At 72.9% G+C, this 14,953-nt stretch carries 14 protein-coding genes; 13 read left to right on the top strand and 1 reads right to left on the bottom strand.

Features of this window, described 5'->3' with window-relative positions; genetic code table 11:
* Positions 1-28: 28 nt before the first annotated feature.
* Positions 29-1,279 carry an ATP-grasp domain-containing protein gene (locus tag CHR28_RS26040; RefSeq protein WP_143655900.1) on the bottom strand — a complete coding sequence of 417 codons (1,251 nt, stop codon included), beginning with the start codon at positions 1,277-1,279 and terminating at the stop codon, positions 29-31.
* Positions 1,280-1,541: 262 nt separating this feature from the next.
* On the opposite strand from CHR28_RS26040, the gene CHR28_RS26035 reads away from it, so the two are divergent.
* The 13 genes from CHR28_RS26035 (at position 1,542) to CHR28_RS25975 (ending at position 14,924) form a co-directional block, all read left to right on the top strand.
* Positions 1,542-2,921 carry an LLM class flavin-dependent oxidoreductase gene (locus CHR28_RS26035; RefSeq protein WP_094056127.1) on the top strand — a complete coding sequence of 460 codons (1,380 nt, stop codon included), beginning with the start codon at positions 1,542-1,544 and terminating at the stop codon, positions 2,919-2,921.
* A gap of 9 nt (positions 2,922-2,930) precedes the next feature.
* On the top strand, positions 2,931-4,100 hold the full coding sequence (locus CHR28_RS26030; RefSeq protein WP_094056126.1) for a pyridoxal phosphate-dependent aminotransferase: 1,170 nt from the start codon (positions 2,931-2,933) through the stop codon (positions 4,098-4,100).
* Positions 4,090-5,064 (top strand): 3-methyl-2-oxobutanoate hydroxymethyltransferase, encoded by a 975-nt coding sequence (locus tag CHR28_RS26025; RefSeq protein WP_143655898.1) that lies wholly within the window; start codon positions 4,090-4,092, stop codon positions 5,062-5,064. The genes CHR28_RS26030 and CHR28_RS26025 overlap by 11 nt, the downstream gene beginning before the upstream one ends.
* Positions 5,061-6,386, top strand: a complete 1,326-nt coding sequence (gene ectB / locus CHR28_RS26020) for a diaminobutyrate--2-oxoglutarate transaminase (protein ID WP_094056124.1) — start codon at positions 5,061-5,063, stop codon at positions 6,384-6,386. The genes CHR28_RS26025 and ectB overlap by 4 nt, the downstream gene beginning before the upstream one ends.
* Positions 6,383-7,351 (top strand): diiron oxygenase, encoded by a 969-nt coding sequence (locus CHR28_RS26015; RefSeq protein WP_256984408.1) that lies wholly within the window; start codon positions 6,383-6,385, stop codon positions 7,349-7,351. The genes ectB and CHR28_RS26015 overlap by 4 nt, the downstream gene beginning before the upstream one ends.
* Position 7,352: 1 nt before the next feature.
* The gene (locus CHR28_RS26010) at positions 7,353-8,657 is read left to right on the top strand and encodes an MFS transporter (protein WP_094056123.1); all 1,305 of its coding nucleotides are present in this window, start codon (positions 7,353-7,355) and stop codon (positions 8,655-8,657) included.
* Positions 8,650-9,387 (top strand): TSUP family transporter, encoded by a 738-nt coding sequence (locus CHR28_RS26005; RefSeq protein ID WP_094056122.1) that lies wholly within the window; start codon positions 8,650-8,652, stop codon positions 9,385-9,387. The genes CHR28_RS26010 and CHR28_RS26005 overlap by 8 nt, the downstream gene beginning before the upstream one ends.
* A gap of 49 nt (positions 9,388-9,436) precedes the next feature.
* Positions 9,437-10,309 (top strand): NAD(P)-dependent oxidoreductase, encoded by an 873-nt coding sequence (locus tag CHR28_RS26000; protein ID WP_094056121.1) that lies wholly within the window; start codon positions 9,437-9,439, stop codon positions 10,307-10,309.
* A complete protein-coding gene (locus tag CHR28_RS25995) occupies positions 10,306-11,595 on the top strand; it encodes an ATP-grasp domain-containing protein (protein WP_094056120.1) in 1,290 nt (429 codons plus the stop codon). The genes CHR28_RS26000 and CHR28_RS25995 overlap by 4 nt, the downstream gene beginning before the upstream one ends.
* Positions 11,595-12,152, top strand: coding sequence for a pyridoxamine 5'-phosphate oxidase family protein (locus CHR28_RS25990; protein WP_094056119.1), 558 nt, complete (start codon positions 11,595-11,597; stop codon positions 12,150-12,152). The genes CHR28_RS25995 and CHR28_RS25990 overlap by 1 nt, the downstream gene beginning before the upstream one ends.
* A 421-nt stretch (positions 12,153-12,573) precedes the next feature.
* Entirely contained in the window at positions 12,574-13,227 is a 654-nt protein-coding gene (locus CHR28_RS25985) for a sensor histidine kinase (RefSeq protein ID WP_094056118.1), read from the top strand.
* Positions 13,228-13,287: 60 nt separating this feature from the next.
* Complete coding sequence (locus CHR28_RS25980; RefSeq protein WP_094056117.1) at positions 13,288-13,962, top strand: response regulator; 675 nt, start codon at positions 13,288-13,290, stop codon at positions 13,960-13,962.
* Positions 13,962-14,924: a hypothetical protein gene (locus CHR28_RS25975; protein ID WP_218829478.1), complete on the top strand. Its 963-nt coding sequence runs from the start codon at positions 13,962-13,964 to the stop codon at positions 14,922-14,924. Before CHR28_RS25980 ends, CHR28_RS25975 begins: the two co-directional genes overlap by 1 nt.
* Positions 14,925-14,953: the final 29 nt, after the last annotated feature.

Raw genomic sequence — 14,953 nt, 5'->3', positions numbered from 1 at the left:
CCTGGCTCCCCGCTGGTCCGATCCGCTGTCAGTCGAGGGGCGCGTGATCCTCCTCGTCGTGCTGCCCGGTCCACCGCACCCCCGCGGCGTACCACCGGGCGAGCTCCCGTGCCCGGCGCTCGACCTCGTCGTCGTCGGCCCCGGTCAGGACGTAACCCGCCACGTACACACCGGACTTCTGACCACCTCGGTACGCCGAGCCCACCGTACCCCGCAGGCGTTCCTCCGCCACGAAGGGCGGGGGGTCCGCGGGCAGGGCCGCGAGCGTGGCCCGTTCGGGATAGAAGACGACCCAGCCCGCGCCGTGTCCCGGCGCGACACCGTGCACCCCGGTCCCGGCCGGCCCCTCGGGGGCGACCTGGGCGTTGAACCACTGCCGGTCGAGGTCGAAGCCGGAGGCGGCGCGGATGGCGGGGGCGGTCAGCGCGCCCCCGGTGCGGCTGCCGATCTCGCACAGCACCAGACGGTCGTCGGGCGTGTGGAAGACCTCCAGGTGGAAGGTGGTGCACTCGGGGGTGGGCAGTGCGGCGAGGACGCGGCGCGCGTAGTCGATGAGCCGGTCCGTCAGCGGATGGTCCCGGGTGAGCTGCGCCGAGCCCAGGTAGGTGCCCTCGCGGAAGGACAGGCAGTCGTTGAGGTAGCGCGAGGCGAAGGCGGCCGCCGGTGTGCCCGCCACGACCAGCCCGTCCACCACGTACATGGGCCCCTCGACGAACCGCTCCACCTGGGCGTGCTCCGGCAGGCCCGCGGCGAGCAGCCGGGTCAGGTCCGCGGGGCCGCGCAGCACCTGGGTGCCGGTGGAACCGGAACCGAAGGCCGGTTTCACCACCACCGGATAATCGTGCTCGCGGATGAAGTGGAAGAGGTCGAACGCGACGCGTATCGGAGCGAATTCCGGGACTTCCAGTCCGCCGCGGCGCACCAGGGTCTTCATACGGACCTTGTCGCGGAACGCGAGGGCGCCGGCGAAATCCTGACCCGGTACGCCGAGCAGTTCCCGCAGTCGCGCCGCGCGCAGCAGATCGCCCTCCATCCGGGCGAGTACGGCGGCCGGCGGCACCCGCGCGGCGAGGTCGAGAGCGGCCCGCTCCGCGTCGCCGCCCCGGTGGTAGCCGGCCACCGGCACCGCACCCGGGATGTGCCGGTACTGCGGGAATCTGGCCTCGGAGACCAGCAGGTGCGGGCGTACGCCCAGGTCGGCGGCCCACTTGTCGTACGGGGTGTCCGCGTAGTCGCTGTCCACAAAGGCCAGAACGTTCCGTTCCGCTCCTGCCGTCACCAGCACCTCCCAGGGCTTGTGAAAGCACGCGTCGGGCCGCGTGCGGCACCAAGGCTAGAAGTGTGGGGCGGAATCCGGCCGGTGCCGGCGAATACCTCGTTTTAGACCGGAAAAATCGTTCTGCTCGCGGTGGTCAAAAGAAGCAGAAGGAGTTTTCCGAGGTAAAGCCACAGTGCACGCAGAACGGTGTCCGGCCCCCGGGCGCTCATCTAATGTCCGTGTCGGTCCCGAGAACCCGCCTGCAAGGACACGGAGATCTGTCATGGGCGTGACACGCCGTACGCTCCGTCTGGGAGCCTTCCTGCTGACCCCCGGTTACCACGTGGCCTCCTGGCGGCACCCCACGGCCCGTGCGGACGGCGGCCTGGACTTCGCCCACTACCGGGAGCTGCTGCACACCGCCGAGCGCGGCAGATTCGACATGTTCTTCGTCGCCGACGGAGTGGGCATCCGCACCCCCTACCGCGACGCCGACGAGCTGAGCCGCTGGGGCCGCTTCCTCCAGTTCGACCCGCTGACGCTGCTGTCCGCCCTCGCCGTGCACACCACGCACATCGGCCTCGCGGCGACGGCGTCGACGACGTACAACGAACCGTTCCACATCGCGCGCAAGTTCGCCTCGATCGACCATCTCAGCGCGGGCCGGGCGGCCTGGAACATCGTCACCTCGGTGACGGACGCCGAGGCGCGCAACTTCAACCGCGACTCCCAGCCCGACCACACCGCGCGCTACCAGCGCGCCCGGGAGTTCATGGAGGTCGTCACCGGCCTCTGGGACAGCTGGGACGACGACGCGTTCGGCTACGACAAGGAGGCCGGGCGCTACTTCGAGCCCGACGGGATGCACGTCCTGGACCACAAGGGCGAGCACTTCTCGGTGCGCGGGCCGCTCAACGTGGCCCGCCCGCCCCAGGGTTACCCCGTCCTCATCCAGGCGGGCGCCTCGGCGGACGGCCAGGACTTCGCCGCCCGCTGGGCCGAGGTGGTCTTCACCGCCGCCCAGACCCTGGACGAGGCCCGCACGTTCTACCGCGGCATGAAGCGGCAGGCCGCCGCCTACGGGCGCGACCCGGGGCAGATGAAGGTGATGCCCGGCCTCTTCCCGGTGGTCGGCCGCACCCGCGCGGAGGCCGAGGACAAGTACGCCGTGCTCCAGGAACTGGTGGACCCCGTCGTCGGATTGGGACTGCTCACCCAGCTCCTCGGCGACGTCGACATCTCGGGCTGCCCGCTGGACGGGCCGCTGCCCGAACTGCCGCCCACCCAGGGCAGCACCAGCCGGCAACAGCTCGTCTACGACAAGGCGCGCCGCGAGGGACTGACGATCAAGGAGCTGTACCGGTCCCTGACCGGCGGCCGCGGGCACCGCATCGTCATCGGCACCCCGGAGGACGTCGCCGACCTCATGGAGGAGTGGTTCACCGGCGAGGCGGCCGACGGCTTCAACGTCATGCCGCCGGTGCTGCCGCAGGGACTGGACGACTTCGTCGACCTCGTGGTGCCCGAACTGCAGCGCCGGGGCCTGTTCCGCACCGAGTACGAGAGCACCACCCTGCGCGGCAACCTCGGCCTCGACCGGCCCGCCCGCGGCGCCGCCGCCGAACTCCCGCTCAGCACCGGCCCGGTACAAGTCCAGGAGTGAGCACACCTCATGCCGTCTTTGGCCAGAACCCTCAGTGAGATACCGCCCTCCCCGCTGGTGACCGTCGACCGGCTGCTGCGCTCCGGCGCCCACGCCGAACCGGTGCCGCTGCAGCAGGGCAGGACCGTCTTCGAGCCGTGCGCGCGGCCCGGCACCTGGGAGCGCGCCGAGTTCGGGATCGCGGCCCACGAACACGCGCCGCCGGCCGGGGTCCCCGCACTGCGCGAGGCGTTCGCCGACGCGGCGAGCCGGCGCCGCGGCACCCCCGTCGAGCCCGGGCAGGTGCTGGTGACCAGCGGCGCCACCCACGCCATCGCCGTCGTCCTGCACGCGATCCTGAACCCCGGTGACGAAGTCGTCATCCTGTCCCCGCAGTGGCTGTTCGCCACCGGCCTGGTGTGGGCCGCCGGCGGGACACCGCGCGAGGTGCCGGTCTTCCTGGAGCTGAGCGAGGACCCCGGCTTCGACTTCGTCGCGGCGATCGAGCGGGCCGTGGGACCGCGCACCCGGGCCGTCTACTTCAACAACCCCAACAACCCGACGGGCTTCCGCCTCGACGCGCGCGCCCTGGGCGAGCTCGCCGCGCTGGCCGCACGGCACGACCTGTGGCTGATCGCCGACAACGCCTACGAGAACTACGACTTCAGCGACGCCGGGTTCCTCGACACGGCGACCGTGCCCGGCGCGGCCGAGCGCACCTTCTCGGTGCACAGCTGCAGCAAGACGTACGCGATGCCCGGCGCGCGCGTGGGCCATCTGATCACGCCGCCCGGCGTGGAGGAGACCCTCACCAAGTGGTCGCTGCACACCCTGTACTCGGTGTCCACGGCCGCCCAGTACACCGCGTTCCGGGCCCTGTCGACACCCGCCGGGGAACTCGCGCGGCGCCGGGAGCTGGCGGAACAGGCCTGGCGGCGCGCCGACTCGGCACTGGAGATCCCGCACACCCGCGTCACGGGCGGGCTCTACACCTTCCTCGACCTGAGCCGGTACGGCGACGGCGAGGCGTTCGTGCGCCGCTGCGCCGAGGCCGGGGTCGGGCTCGCACCCGGCCGGGTCTTCGGCGGGCACTGCGACGGCTGGGCCCGGCTCTGCTTCACCGCGGCCCCCGAAGAGGCGGTCGCGGACGCCATCGGCCGGATCAACAAAATCTACTGGGAGGGCGGCCTTGACCGTTGACACCTTCGTGGCCAGGCCCGCGGCGGCATCCGCGCTGGCTCCGTATCTGCACCGGTACGACAGCCCCGCACAGCTCGGACTGAAGATCAACGCCTACCGCGGCTACGAGGTCGAGGGCCTCGCCGAGGCGCTGCGCGCGCCGGACCTGCGCGAGGCACCCGTCGAGTGCGTGATGGTCGGCGACTCGTACTTCATGACGCACCTGGGCCGCAGCGGCACCACGCTGTCCGGAGCCGCCGAGCAGGACTGGGGCCTGGCGACGCTGACCGGTCTCGTGTCCGAGGTGCGCAAGGCGCTGGACACCGGATTCCCCGCCGGGCGGCGGCCGTTCCTGCTCGCCGACCTGCCGGACGGCACGACCCGCAGCGCCGCCACGGCCCGGGCCGCCGCCGACCGGTTCACCGCGGCCGGCGCGGACGCGGTCAAGATCGAGGTCGCGGGCGAGGGCGAGTTCGGCTGCATCGAGGCCGTGGCCGCGACCGGCACCCCCACGCTGGCCCACCTCGGCTACACCCCGCAGAGCGGCGGCCTGGCCCGGCACGGCGACGCCCTGGACGGCGCGCTGGCGCTCTTCGCGCAGGCGCGCCGGGCCAGGGACGCCGGCGGCTGCGGCCTGATCGTCGAGATGGTCAGCGAGGCCGTGAACCAGGCGTTGAGCCGGCCGCACCCCGAAGGCCTGCCGCTGTACTCGGTGTTCAGCGGCCGGGCCCGCTGGGGCGGGCAGAGCCTCAACCTCTGGGACGCCGTCGTACGCCCCGTGCCCGGCGGGCGGTACTTCCCGCCGACCCCGGTCATCGACGCGGCCGACGTGCCCGACCGCTACACGCCCGAGCTGATCGCCGACCGCATGCGCGAGCTGCTGCGGCTCACCCTCGCCGGCTGGTTCCCGCTGTCCCCGCGCACCGCGCAGAGCGCCCGCGAGACCGCCGAGATCACCGCCATCGACCCCTGGAGCGCCTCATGACCACCGTCGAACCGGTCACCGAAGAAACGGCGGGCCCCGGGGCGGACACGGCCGTCTTCGACGAGCTCGAATCGGCCGTGCGCACCTACTGCCGGCGCTTCCCCGCCGTCTTCACCCGCGCCTCGGGCCACCGCATGTGGGACGCCGCCGGCCGCGAGTACATCGACTTCCTCTCCGGCGCCGGCGCGCTGAACTACGGGCACAACCCGCCCGAGGTGCGGGCTGCCCTCATCGACTACCTCCAGGCCGACGGGCCGGTGCACGGCCTGGACCTGCACACCGGCGCCAAGGCCGCGTTCCTGCACCGCTTCCGCGAGGTGGTGCTCGCCCCGCGCGGCCTCGACCACCGGGTGCAGTTCACCGGGCCGACCGGCACCAACGCCGTGGAGGCGGCGTTCAAGACGGCCCGCCGCGTCACCGGGCGCACGGACGTCATCGCCTTCACCGGCGGCTTCCACGGCCTGTCGCTCGGCGCGCTCGCCGCCTCCGCCACCGCCTTCAAGCGCGGCGCGGCCGGCGTACCGCTCGGCCACGTCACGCGCATGCCGTACGAGGGGTACGCGGGCGACGGCGTGGACACCCTCGACTACCTCACCCGGATGCTCGACGACCCGGGCAGCGGCGTCGACCTGCCGGCGGCGTTCGTGGTCGAGACCGTGCAGGGCGAGGGCGGTCTCGCGGCGGCGAGCGCACCCTGGCTGCGCCGCCTGGCCGACCTGGCCCGCGAGCGGGGCATCCTGCTGATCGTCGACGACATCCAGGCCGGGTGCGGGCGCACCGGCACCTTCTTCAGCTTCGAAGAGGCGGGCATCGTGCCCGACCTGATCTGCCTGTCCAAGTCCATCAGCGGCTTCGGCCTGCCGATGGCCCTGGTGCTGGTCCGGCCCGAGTTCGACCAGCTGGGCCCCGGCGAGCACAGCGGCACCTTCCGCGGCAACAACCTCGCCTTCGTCACCGCCACCGCCTGCCTGGACCGCTGGGCGGACCCGGAGTTCGGCGAGCAGGTGCGGCGCAACGCCGCCGAACTCCAGGCCCGGCTCACCGAGCTGGCGGCCCGGTTCACGGACCTCGGCTGCACCGTGCTCGGCCGGGGGCTGATCCGGGGGCTCGGCTTCACCGACCCGGCGCTGGCGGACCGGGTGTCGCGGGCCGCGTTCGCGCGCGGGCTCCTGGTGGAGACGTCCGGTGCCCGCGGCCAGGTCCTCAAGATCATGCCGCCGATCGTGGCGGGTGCCGACGACCTGGCACCCGGCCTCGCCGTTCTGGCCGACGCCATCGCGTCCGCCGCGCAAGCCGACGCATCCGAGGGGGACCTGGCGTGAGCATCGCCGAGCACGAGCAGACGATCGAGGACGGCCACGAGCACGGCATCGACGAGAGCGTGCTGCGCCGGATCGCCGACTCCTGGCCGCGGCGCGCCACGATCCGCACCGACCTGGACCGGATCTCGGAGCCGGAGGAGTACGACGAGCGGCTGCCGGACTACCCGGAGCACCTGCTGCCGTTCGCCGGGCACCCGCTGTACCTCGCGGCGCCGCCCGAGCAGCGCCGGCGCGTGCTGACGATGGCGTGGCTGGTGTACAACGAGCGCGTCATCGCGGCCGAGGAGTACGTCGCCAACCCGACCTTCGCCATGATCATGCACGGCGCCTTCCCCGGTGCCGACGGGATCCAGCTCAAGCGTGCCGTCCAGCAGACCCACGTGGACGAGGTCTGGCACACCTACATGCACATGATCGCCATGCAGCGCACCCGGGAGGTCCGGCAGGTCACCGGCGAGCCCGCCTACCCGCACACGGTGACCTACCGCCGGCTGCTGGAGGCCGACGCGAAGGCGTCGGAGGCCTGGGAGCGCGACCTGCTGAAGCTGGTGTGGACGACCGTCTCGGAGATCAGCGTCAACGCGTACCTGGAGCTGCTCTCCCGCGACAAGACCGTCCAGCCGCTGCACTCCCTGGTGCCCCGGCTGCACGCCCGCGACGAGTCCGCGCACTCGTCCGTCATGGTCGAGGTCGCCAAGGCGCTGTACGTGCACATGAACGACGAGCAGCGCCGCGCCTTCACCGACGCGCTGCCCAAGGCGCTGCACGCCTTCGTGGAGCAGGACTTCGCGGTCTGGCCCGGCATCCTGCGGGCGGCGGGCTTCGACAAGGCCGACGAGATCGTCGAGGACTGCCGCCGCCAGGCCGGGAACGACCTGCTGGTGCGCGACTTCTCCGGGGTGCGGCGCATCGTGCGCGAGATGGAGCTGGAGGACCGGGTCGAGTTCGACTTCGGAGCCGAGTGACGTGAGGCTCACCGCAGGCGGCCGCCGGCTCGCCGTCGCCGCACTCGTCCAGTCGCTCGGCATCGGCCTGTTCATGGCGAGCTCCATGGCCTACTTCACGCGGCAGGTCGACCTGACGGCGAACCAGGTGGCCTCCGGGCTCGCCCTGGCCGGCATCGTGGCGCTCGGGATCTCGCTGCTCGGCGGCGTCCTCGCCGACCGGTACGGGGCCCGGCGGGTGCTCGCCGCCGTGTACACGGGGCGCGGGCTGTGCTGCGCGGCGTACCTCTTCGTCACCGGCTTCTGGCAGTTCATGGTGGTGACGCTGTGCGCGGTGGCGTGCGACAGGGCCGGGCCGCCGGTGCTCCAGGCGCTGGTCGCCGTGGCCGTACCGGAGCGCCAGGAGCGCACGCGGCTGCTCGCCGTGGTCAACGTGGTGCGCAACTGCGGTCTGGGGGCCGGGGCCCTGGCGGCCGGTGTCGCGCTCGCCGGCGACACCCAGGCCGCCTACCGGATCACCCTGGTCGCCATCGGGCTCGCCTTCCTGGGCGGTGCCGTGCTCGTGCTGCGGGTGCCCGAACTGGCGGCGCCGGTGCCCGCGGCTCGTAAGGACGAGACCGGTAAGGACGAGACCGGTAAGGACGAGACCGGTAAGGACGAGACCGGTGCGGACGAGACCGGTGGGGACGTGACCGGAAGGAAGCGGGCCGGGAACCGGGTGCTGCCCGACGGGCGCTATCTGACCCTGACCGCGCTCAACTTCCTGCTGTTCTTCTTCGACACGATGCTGCTGGTCGCGATGCCCGTGTGGATCCTGGAGCACACCGACGCCCCGCGGGTCACCGTCTCCGTGCTGTTCGCGCTGAACACCGCGCTCGTGGTGGTGCTGCAGATCCCGGTGAGCAGGCTGGCGACCGGCCAGCGCCGCACCACCCGCATGCTGACCTGGACGGGCGCCGTGCTCGGCGTGAGCAGCCTGTGCTTCGCCGCGTCCGGCTCCGTGGCGGGCGGCCCCGCCGTGGCGTGGCTCGCCACCGCCGTGGTGCTGCTGACCCTGGCGGAGGTGATCGCCAACGCCGCGGTGTGGGACCTGTCCATCGCCCTGGCCCCGCCGGAGCAGCGCGGACGCTATCTGTCCGTGTTCAACCTGAGCGTGGCCGGACAGCGGGTCCTCGGGCCCGTGATGGTCACCGGGCTGCTGCTCGGGGCGGGCACGCTCGGCTGGGTGGTGGCCGCCGCGGTCCTCGTGGTGGCGGGCGGTGCGGCCGAGCGGGTCGCCCGCGCGGCCGGGGAACGGACGCGTCCCGTGGTGCCCGCCGATGCCTGAACTGCCCGCCCTGGTCTGCGCGTCCGTGGCCGTGTTCCTCGGCGCGCTGGTCCAGGGCAGCCTGGGGGTGGGACTCGCCCTGGTCTCGGCGCCGGTCGTGCAGATCGCCGCGCCGCGCCTGATGCCGGGCTCGCTGCTGCTGGTGGCCGCCGTCCTGGCCGTGCTCGGGGCGACGCGGGAGATCTCCCACACCGACTGGCACGGCGTCTCCTGGGCGCTGGCCGGACGGATCGCGGGCACGGCGGCCGCCTCGTACGTGATCCTCGTGGTCTCGGGGCCGACGCTCGACCTGCTGTCGGCGGGCATCACCCTGGGCGTCGTCTCGCTCCTCATCCTCGACCCGGCCCGGCTGCCCCGGAACCGGGGCACCCTGCTGGCCTCCGGCGCGGTGGCGGGCCTGACGGGGACGACGTCGTCCATCGGCGGGCCGTTCATCGCGCTCGTCTACCACCGCGAGCCCGGGCCCACGGTCCGCGGCACGCTCGGGGTCTTCTTCACGGCCGGAGCCCTGCTCTCGCTCGGCTCCCTCACCGCCGTCGGCCGCCTGCCGCGCGAGCAACTGCTCTTCGGGGCCCTGCTGCTGCCCGCGGTGGTGGCCGGGTTCGCGCTGTCCGGGCCGGTCCGCAAGCACGTGGACGGCGGCCGGATGCGCGGCGCGGTGCTCGTCCTCGCGGTGGCCGCCGCGCTCGTCCTGACCGTCCGGGGGCTCCTCGCCACCGTCACGGCATGAGCGCGTCCGCCCGGACGCGCGCGCACAGCTACAGAGAAGGGAACGGATCATGCGGGTGGGATGTGCGGGTCTGGGGGCCATGGGCGGCGGGATGTGCCGCCGGCTGGCCGACCGCGGCTTCGACGTGGTCGCGTACGACGTCGACACGGAGGTCGCGGCGGCGGCCGGTGCGCACCCGGGCGTGCGGGCGGCGGCGGGCGTCGCGGATCTGGCCGCGCCGGTGGTGGTCACCATGCTCCCCGACGGAGCGGCCGTGCGGCAGGTGGCCGGGGAACTGCTCCCGCACCTGCCCGCGGGCGCGCTGATCATCGACACGGGTTCCTCGGCCCCCGAGGACACCCTGGCCCTCGGCCGCGCGGCGGCCGCGCACGGGGTGTCCGTGGTGGACGCGCCGGTCTCCGGTTCCCCGGCCGCCGCGCGGGCGGGTGAGCTGACCCTGATGGCCGCGGGCGAGCCCGGGGACGTGGAGCGCGCCGAGCAGGTGCTCGGCGCGCTCGGCACGGTGTACCGGGTGGGGCCGCTGGGCGCCGGGCACGCGCTGAAGGCGCTCAACAACCTGCTCTCCGCGGTCAATCTCGCCGCGGTCGCCGAAGTCATGCTCGCCGGGCGGGCGTTCGGCCTGGAACCCGCGGCGATGCTGGAGGTGATCAACGCCTCGACCGGCCGCAACCACGCCTCGCAGACCAAGCTCCCCGACCATGTGCTGCCCGGCACCTTCGACTCCGGCTTCGCACTGCGCCTGATGCTCAAGGACATCCGCATCGGCACGTCGCTGCTCGACTCGGCGGGCGGCCCCGCGGCGTTCGGGCACGCCTGCCGGAACCTGTGGGAGCAGGCGCACGAGGAACTTCCGGCCGGCGCCGACAACGTCGAGGTCGTGCGCTGGCTGGAGCACGCCTCGGGCAGGGAGCTGCGCGCATGACGCACGGGAGCGCACCACGCATCGCCGTCATCGGTGGCCAGGTCGCCGCCCTGCACAAGGCGCGGCAGGCCGGCTTCGACATCGTCTGGGTGCACGGACCGCACGAACTCGACCGCTCCGGCCTGGAGCTGGTGGCCGAGGCGCACCTCACCGACTACCGCGACCCGCAGGCGGTGGCCGATCTGCTGGCCGCCGTGCACCGGCACCGGCCGCTGGCCAGGGTCGTGTCGATGATCGAGGACGGCCTGGAGTCGGCGGCGGCCGCGACCACCGCCCTCGGCCTGCCCGGCACCGGCCTCGACACCGTCCGCGTGCTGCAGGACAAGCTGGCCTTCCGGGAGCTGCTCGCCGACCGCGGCATCGAGGGGGTCGCCGCCCGGCTCGGCCACGACGAGGCCGACATCCGCGCGTTCGTCGCCGAGTTCGGGCCGACGGTCATCAAGCCCAGGTACGGATCCGGCAGCCTCGGCGTGCGGCTGGTGCCCGGCCCCGACGAGGTCGCCGGCGTGGCGGCCTGGGCGGCGGAGTTCGGGCTGCACACCTTCGTCATGGAGCAGTACCTGCGCGGCCCGGAGTTCAGTGTCGAGGCCTTCAGCTTCGCGGGCGAGCACGTGGTCGTCGCCCACACCGCCAAGGAGAAGCTGGAGTCGTTCGTCGAGGTCGGGCACGTCCAGCCGGCGGACCTCGACGCGGACACCACGTCCCGGATCGAGGAGTTGGTCTCCCGGATGCTGGACGCCGTGGGCGTCCAGGACGGCCCCTCGCACACCGAGGTCATCGTCACCGCCGACGGCCCCCGCCTGGTGGAGTCCCACAACCGGCGCGGCGGAGACCGGATCGCCGACCTGGTCCACGAGGTGTACGGCATCGACATCGACGCCCTGGCCTTCCTCTGGTACGCGGGACGCACCGCTCCCGTGGCGCCCCGCCCGGCCCGGGGCGGCGGCGCCATCCGCTTCCTGACCGCCCCGCCGGGCATCGTGGAGTCCGTCACCGGAACCGACGAGGTCCGCGCGGACCCGCAGGTGGTGGCCGTGCAGGTGTCCGTCGCGCCCGGGGACACGGTGGCCCCCATCGCCTGGTCGTACGACCGGTCGGGGCTGCTCATCGTGCGGGGCGCGTCGGCCGGCGAGGCGCGCGAGCGGGCCCGGGAACTGGCCGCCCGGATCACCATCGAGACCCGGCCCGACGCGGAGCCGGGCGCGCCCCGCCCCATCGCGGCCGTGGCACCCCGTCCCGAACGGCTGCTCGGCACCACGCCGCCGAGCGCGCACAGGAGGTCCTGATGGGCAAGGTCTACGACGGGCTGACGCCCGCGCTGCGCGAGTTCATCGCCCAGTCCCCGATGTACGTCGTGGCCACCGCGCCGCTGTCGGCCGACGGGCACGTCAACGTCTCCCCGAAGGGAGGCATGGACACGTTCACCATTCTCGACGACACGACGGTGGCCTACCTGGACCTCATCGGGTCCGGGGCCGAGACCATCGCGCACGTGCGCGAGAGCGGGCGCATCACCCTGATGTTCTGTTCGTTCACCCGCCGACCCAAGACCCTGCGGCTGTACGGCACCGCCCGCTGCGTCTTTCCCGACGCCCCCGAATGGGACGCCCTCATCGGCCACTTCGGCAAGCACCCGATCCCGCGCTCCGTCATCGTCGTCTCGCTCGGCCGCATCACGGACTCGTGCGGGTTCACCGTCCCGGAGATGGAACTGGTCCGCGAGCGCGACCTCCAGGACCAGTGGGGACGGCGCAAGTCGGACCGCGAACTGGAGGACTACATGCGGCTGAAGAACACCACCAGTATCGACGGGCTGCCGGCCCGGCCGCACCAGGAGCCGTAACAGCCGCCACCATGGGTCCTCGCACCGCGCCGCCCGAACGGGCGCGCGGTGCGGACCCGTCGAGCCGACCGGTCACCTCGGCACGGCGCGAGCGCGGGGGAGCCCGCGGCGCCGGGAAGCAGACCGCACGACCGCTTTGCGCCAACCCGACGACGGTGGCGGGGACAGTCGGAGAGCCGCGGAACACAGGCCGCCCTTAACCGGTGGCGGCGCCGCATAACCGTCAGGCGCTCCTGGTTCGGGAGCGATTTCCGGCCTTTATCCGGCGGGCATGGCGCAAATCAGGTGGCGTGGACTGCTGCCCTGTTGCTTGGATGCCCGGCGTGACTTCTGCCGATTTTGCCAATGAGCGCGGCCACGGGCCGGAAACCCGATCCGGTGTCCCTGGTGACGAGGCGTGAAAGCGACGGAAAAGGCCCGAATGACACGAGATGAAGTGCTCCTGCCTCGTGCGCCGGCTCAGTTCGCCGACGCGGACGTCCGGCGGCATGAGCGGCGCAACGCCCTGCACACACTGCAGGGCCTGCTGGAGCTCGCCCGGCACGCCAGGGAACGTCCGGGCTCGTTCCCCGAACCGACGGGTGTACCCCTCGCCGAGGTCGGCGAGATCGTCCAGCGGATCGGCCACTGTGTGGTCCGCGCCCAGCTGGTCGGCAAGCTGCTCGCTGCGCAGGAGCGCGGCGTACGGCTGCGGATCAGCCCCGACTCCTGTCTGCACGGCGACATCGACGCGGCCGGTGAGGTGGTCACCGTCGTCGGCAATCTCATCGACAACGCCCTCGACGCGGTCGCGGGAACGGTGTGCGCCACGCCCACGGTGGAGGTCGCCCTCCGCCGGGGACGGGGCGGCATCGAGGTGAGGGTGAGCGACAACGGGACCGGCGTCGACCCGCGCCTGCGCCAGTGGATCTTCGATCGGGGGGCCTCCACCAAGCGGTCGACGGCCGAGCGGCCGCGCGGGATCGGCCTCTCGCTCGTGCGGGCCATCACCGAGGCACGGAGCGGTTCGGTCACCGTCGCCGACCGTGAGGGCGGCGGCGCCGTCTTCACCGTATCGATGGGTCGCCGTTCGTAGGAATTCAAAAGAGCCGCACCGGCGCGCGAGCGTCGGGCGAACCATGTAACCGGGGGAAAGATGTTCAACGTGCTCGTCGTCGACGACGATTTCTACGTGGCGAAAATAAACGCCCATTACGTGTCCGAGGTACCCGGTTTCCGGGTGGCCGGCATCGTCCACAGCGCCGCTCCGGCCTTCGCGGCCGTCGAACGCGGCGGTATCGACCTGATTCTTCTCGACCAGTTCCTCCCCAACGAGAGCGGACTGTCCCTCACGCGCCGGCTCAGGCAACTGGGCCACGACGTCGACATCATCATGGTGACGGCCGACCGCCGTCCCGCGTCCGTCCACGAAGCCCTGCGCTCCGGCGCCCTCTACTACCTCGCCAAGCCGTTCACCAGCGACGGCCTGCGCTGCAAGCTGGAGGCCTACGCCCAGTTGCGCGGCACTATCGACGACGGCAAGGAGATGGACCAGGCCCGCATCGACCGGACGTTCGGCGCCCTGCGCACCCACGAGGCCGGACACGCCATGCCCAAGGGGTACTCGGAGCGCACCGCCGAGCTGGTCTCCCGCATCGTCGCCGACCACGGGGACGACCAGGTGTCCGCCCAGGAGGTGTCCGAGCTGGCCCAGATCAGCCGCTCGACCGCCCAGCGCTACCTGAAGTTCCTCGCCGCCAACGGCAAGTTGCAGCTCACCCTCCGGTACGGCGACAGCGGACGGCCCCAGCACCTGTACTCCGGGCTCTGATGGGGCCCTTCAGCACGCTTCAGCCCTGGTTCCAGGGCAGCGTGGTGGCGCCGGGGCGGCTGCCGCTGTTTGCCTTCCTGGTCGGGCTGCTCACCGCGTTCGTGGGGATCCGGGCCAGCGTCCGGCTGATCCGGGCCGGGGTCCGCTGGTGGCCGGGGAACATCCGGCTCGGCGGACTCCACGTCCACCACGTCGTCTTCGGCGTGGTCCTCATGGCGGGCGCGGGCGTCGCCGGGCTGGTCGTACCGGACGGCCGGCCCGTGTGGCGCGCGGCCGTCGCGGTGGCGTTCGGCATCGGAACGGGCCTGGTCCTGGACGAGTTCGCGCTCATCCTGCACCTGGAGGACGTCTACTGGACCGAGCGGGGCCGCACCTCGGTGGACGCCGTCTTCGCCGCCGTCGCCCTCAGCGGCATGATGCTGACCGGGCTGCGCCCGCCCGGCTTCCACCACTGGGGGCGCCTCGGCCCGGGCGGCGACCCCGCGGTGTTCGCCGCCGAGGTCGCCGGCTCACTCCTGCTCGCGGTGATCACCCTGCTCAAGGGCAAGACCTGGACCGGGCTCGTCGGACTGTTCTGCCCGCCGCTGCTGGTCGTCGGGGCGCTGCGCCTCGGCCGGCCCCGGGCGCCCTGGGCCCGCTGGAGGTACGGCCCGCGGCGCCCGGACCGGCAGCGGCGGGCCGAAGCGCGCGAGCGCCGGCTGCGGATGCCCCTGATGGCCGCCAAGGTGCGCCTGCAGGAACTGCTCGCCGGGCGGCACGACCTGCCCGACCACCGCCGCGCGCCCGCGCCCCGCAGCCGCGCCCCGCGCTGCGTGGACCGGGCCGTGCGGGCCTGCCCGAGGGTGCGCGGCGGGCAAGGGGCCCGGCCCGGGAACGGCCGTTGGATTTACGAGAAGAACAGGCTTTCCGCAGTCAAGTCGGTTTGCGCCCACAACGGTGGTGCGTCCACCCCCATGACCTAGCCTCCCCAACGAGTCCATGACGGTGGCGA

This window comes from Streptomyces sp. XY006 (genome assembly GCF_002237655.1).
In the GTDB taxonomy this organism is placed as follows: domain Bacteria; phylum Actinomycetota; class Actinomycetes; order Streptomycetales; family Streptomycetaceae; genus Streptomyces; species Streptomyces levis.
Note: the sequence above shows the minus strand (reverse complement) of the source record. Positions and strands in the feature narration are given on the sequence as shown.

Coding starts and splice junctions, on each gene's coding strand:
- CHR28_RS25980 (WP_094056117.1), top strand. CDS start 13,288: ATGTTCAACGTGCTCGTCGTCGACGACGATTTCTACGTGGCGAAAATA.
- CHR28_RS25990 (WP_094056119.1), top strand. CDS start 11,595: ATGGGCAAGGTCTACGACGGGCTGACGCCCGCGCTGCGCGAGTTCATC.
- CHR28_RS26005 (WP_094056122.1), top strand. CDS start 8,650: ATGCCTGAACTGCCCGCCCTGGTCTGCGCGTCCGTGGCCGTGTTCCTC.
- CHR28_RS25975 (WP_218829478.1), top strand. CDS start 13,962: ATGGGGCCCTTCAGCACGCTTCAGCCCTGGTTCCAGGGCAGCGTGGTG.
- CHR28_RS25995 (WP_094056120.1), top strand. CDS start 10,306: ATGACGCACGGGAGCGCACCACGCATCGCCGTCATCGGTGGCCAGGTC.
- CHR28_RS26035 (WP_094056127.1), top strand. CDS start 1,542: ATGGGCGTGACACGCCGTACGCTCCGTCTGGGAGCCTTCCTGCTGACC.
- CHR28_RS26000 (WP_094056121.1), top strand. CDS start 9,437: ATGCGGGTGGGATGTGCGGGTCTGGGGGCCATGGGCGGCGGGATGTGC.
- CHR28_RS26030 (WP_094056126.1), top strand. CDS start 2,931: ATGCCGTCTTTGGCCAGAACCCTCAGTGAGATACCGCCCTCCCCGCTG.
- CHR28_RS25985 (WP_094056118.1), top strand. CDS start 12,574: ATGACACGAGATGAAGTGCTCCTGCCTCGTGCGCCGGCTCAGTTCGCC.
- ectB (WP_094056124.1), top strand. CDS start 5,061: ATGACCACCGTCGAACCGGTCACCGAAGAAACGGCGGGCCCCGGGGCG.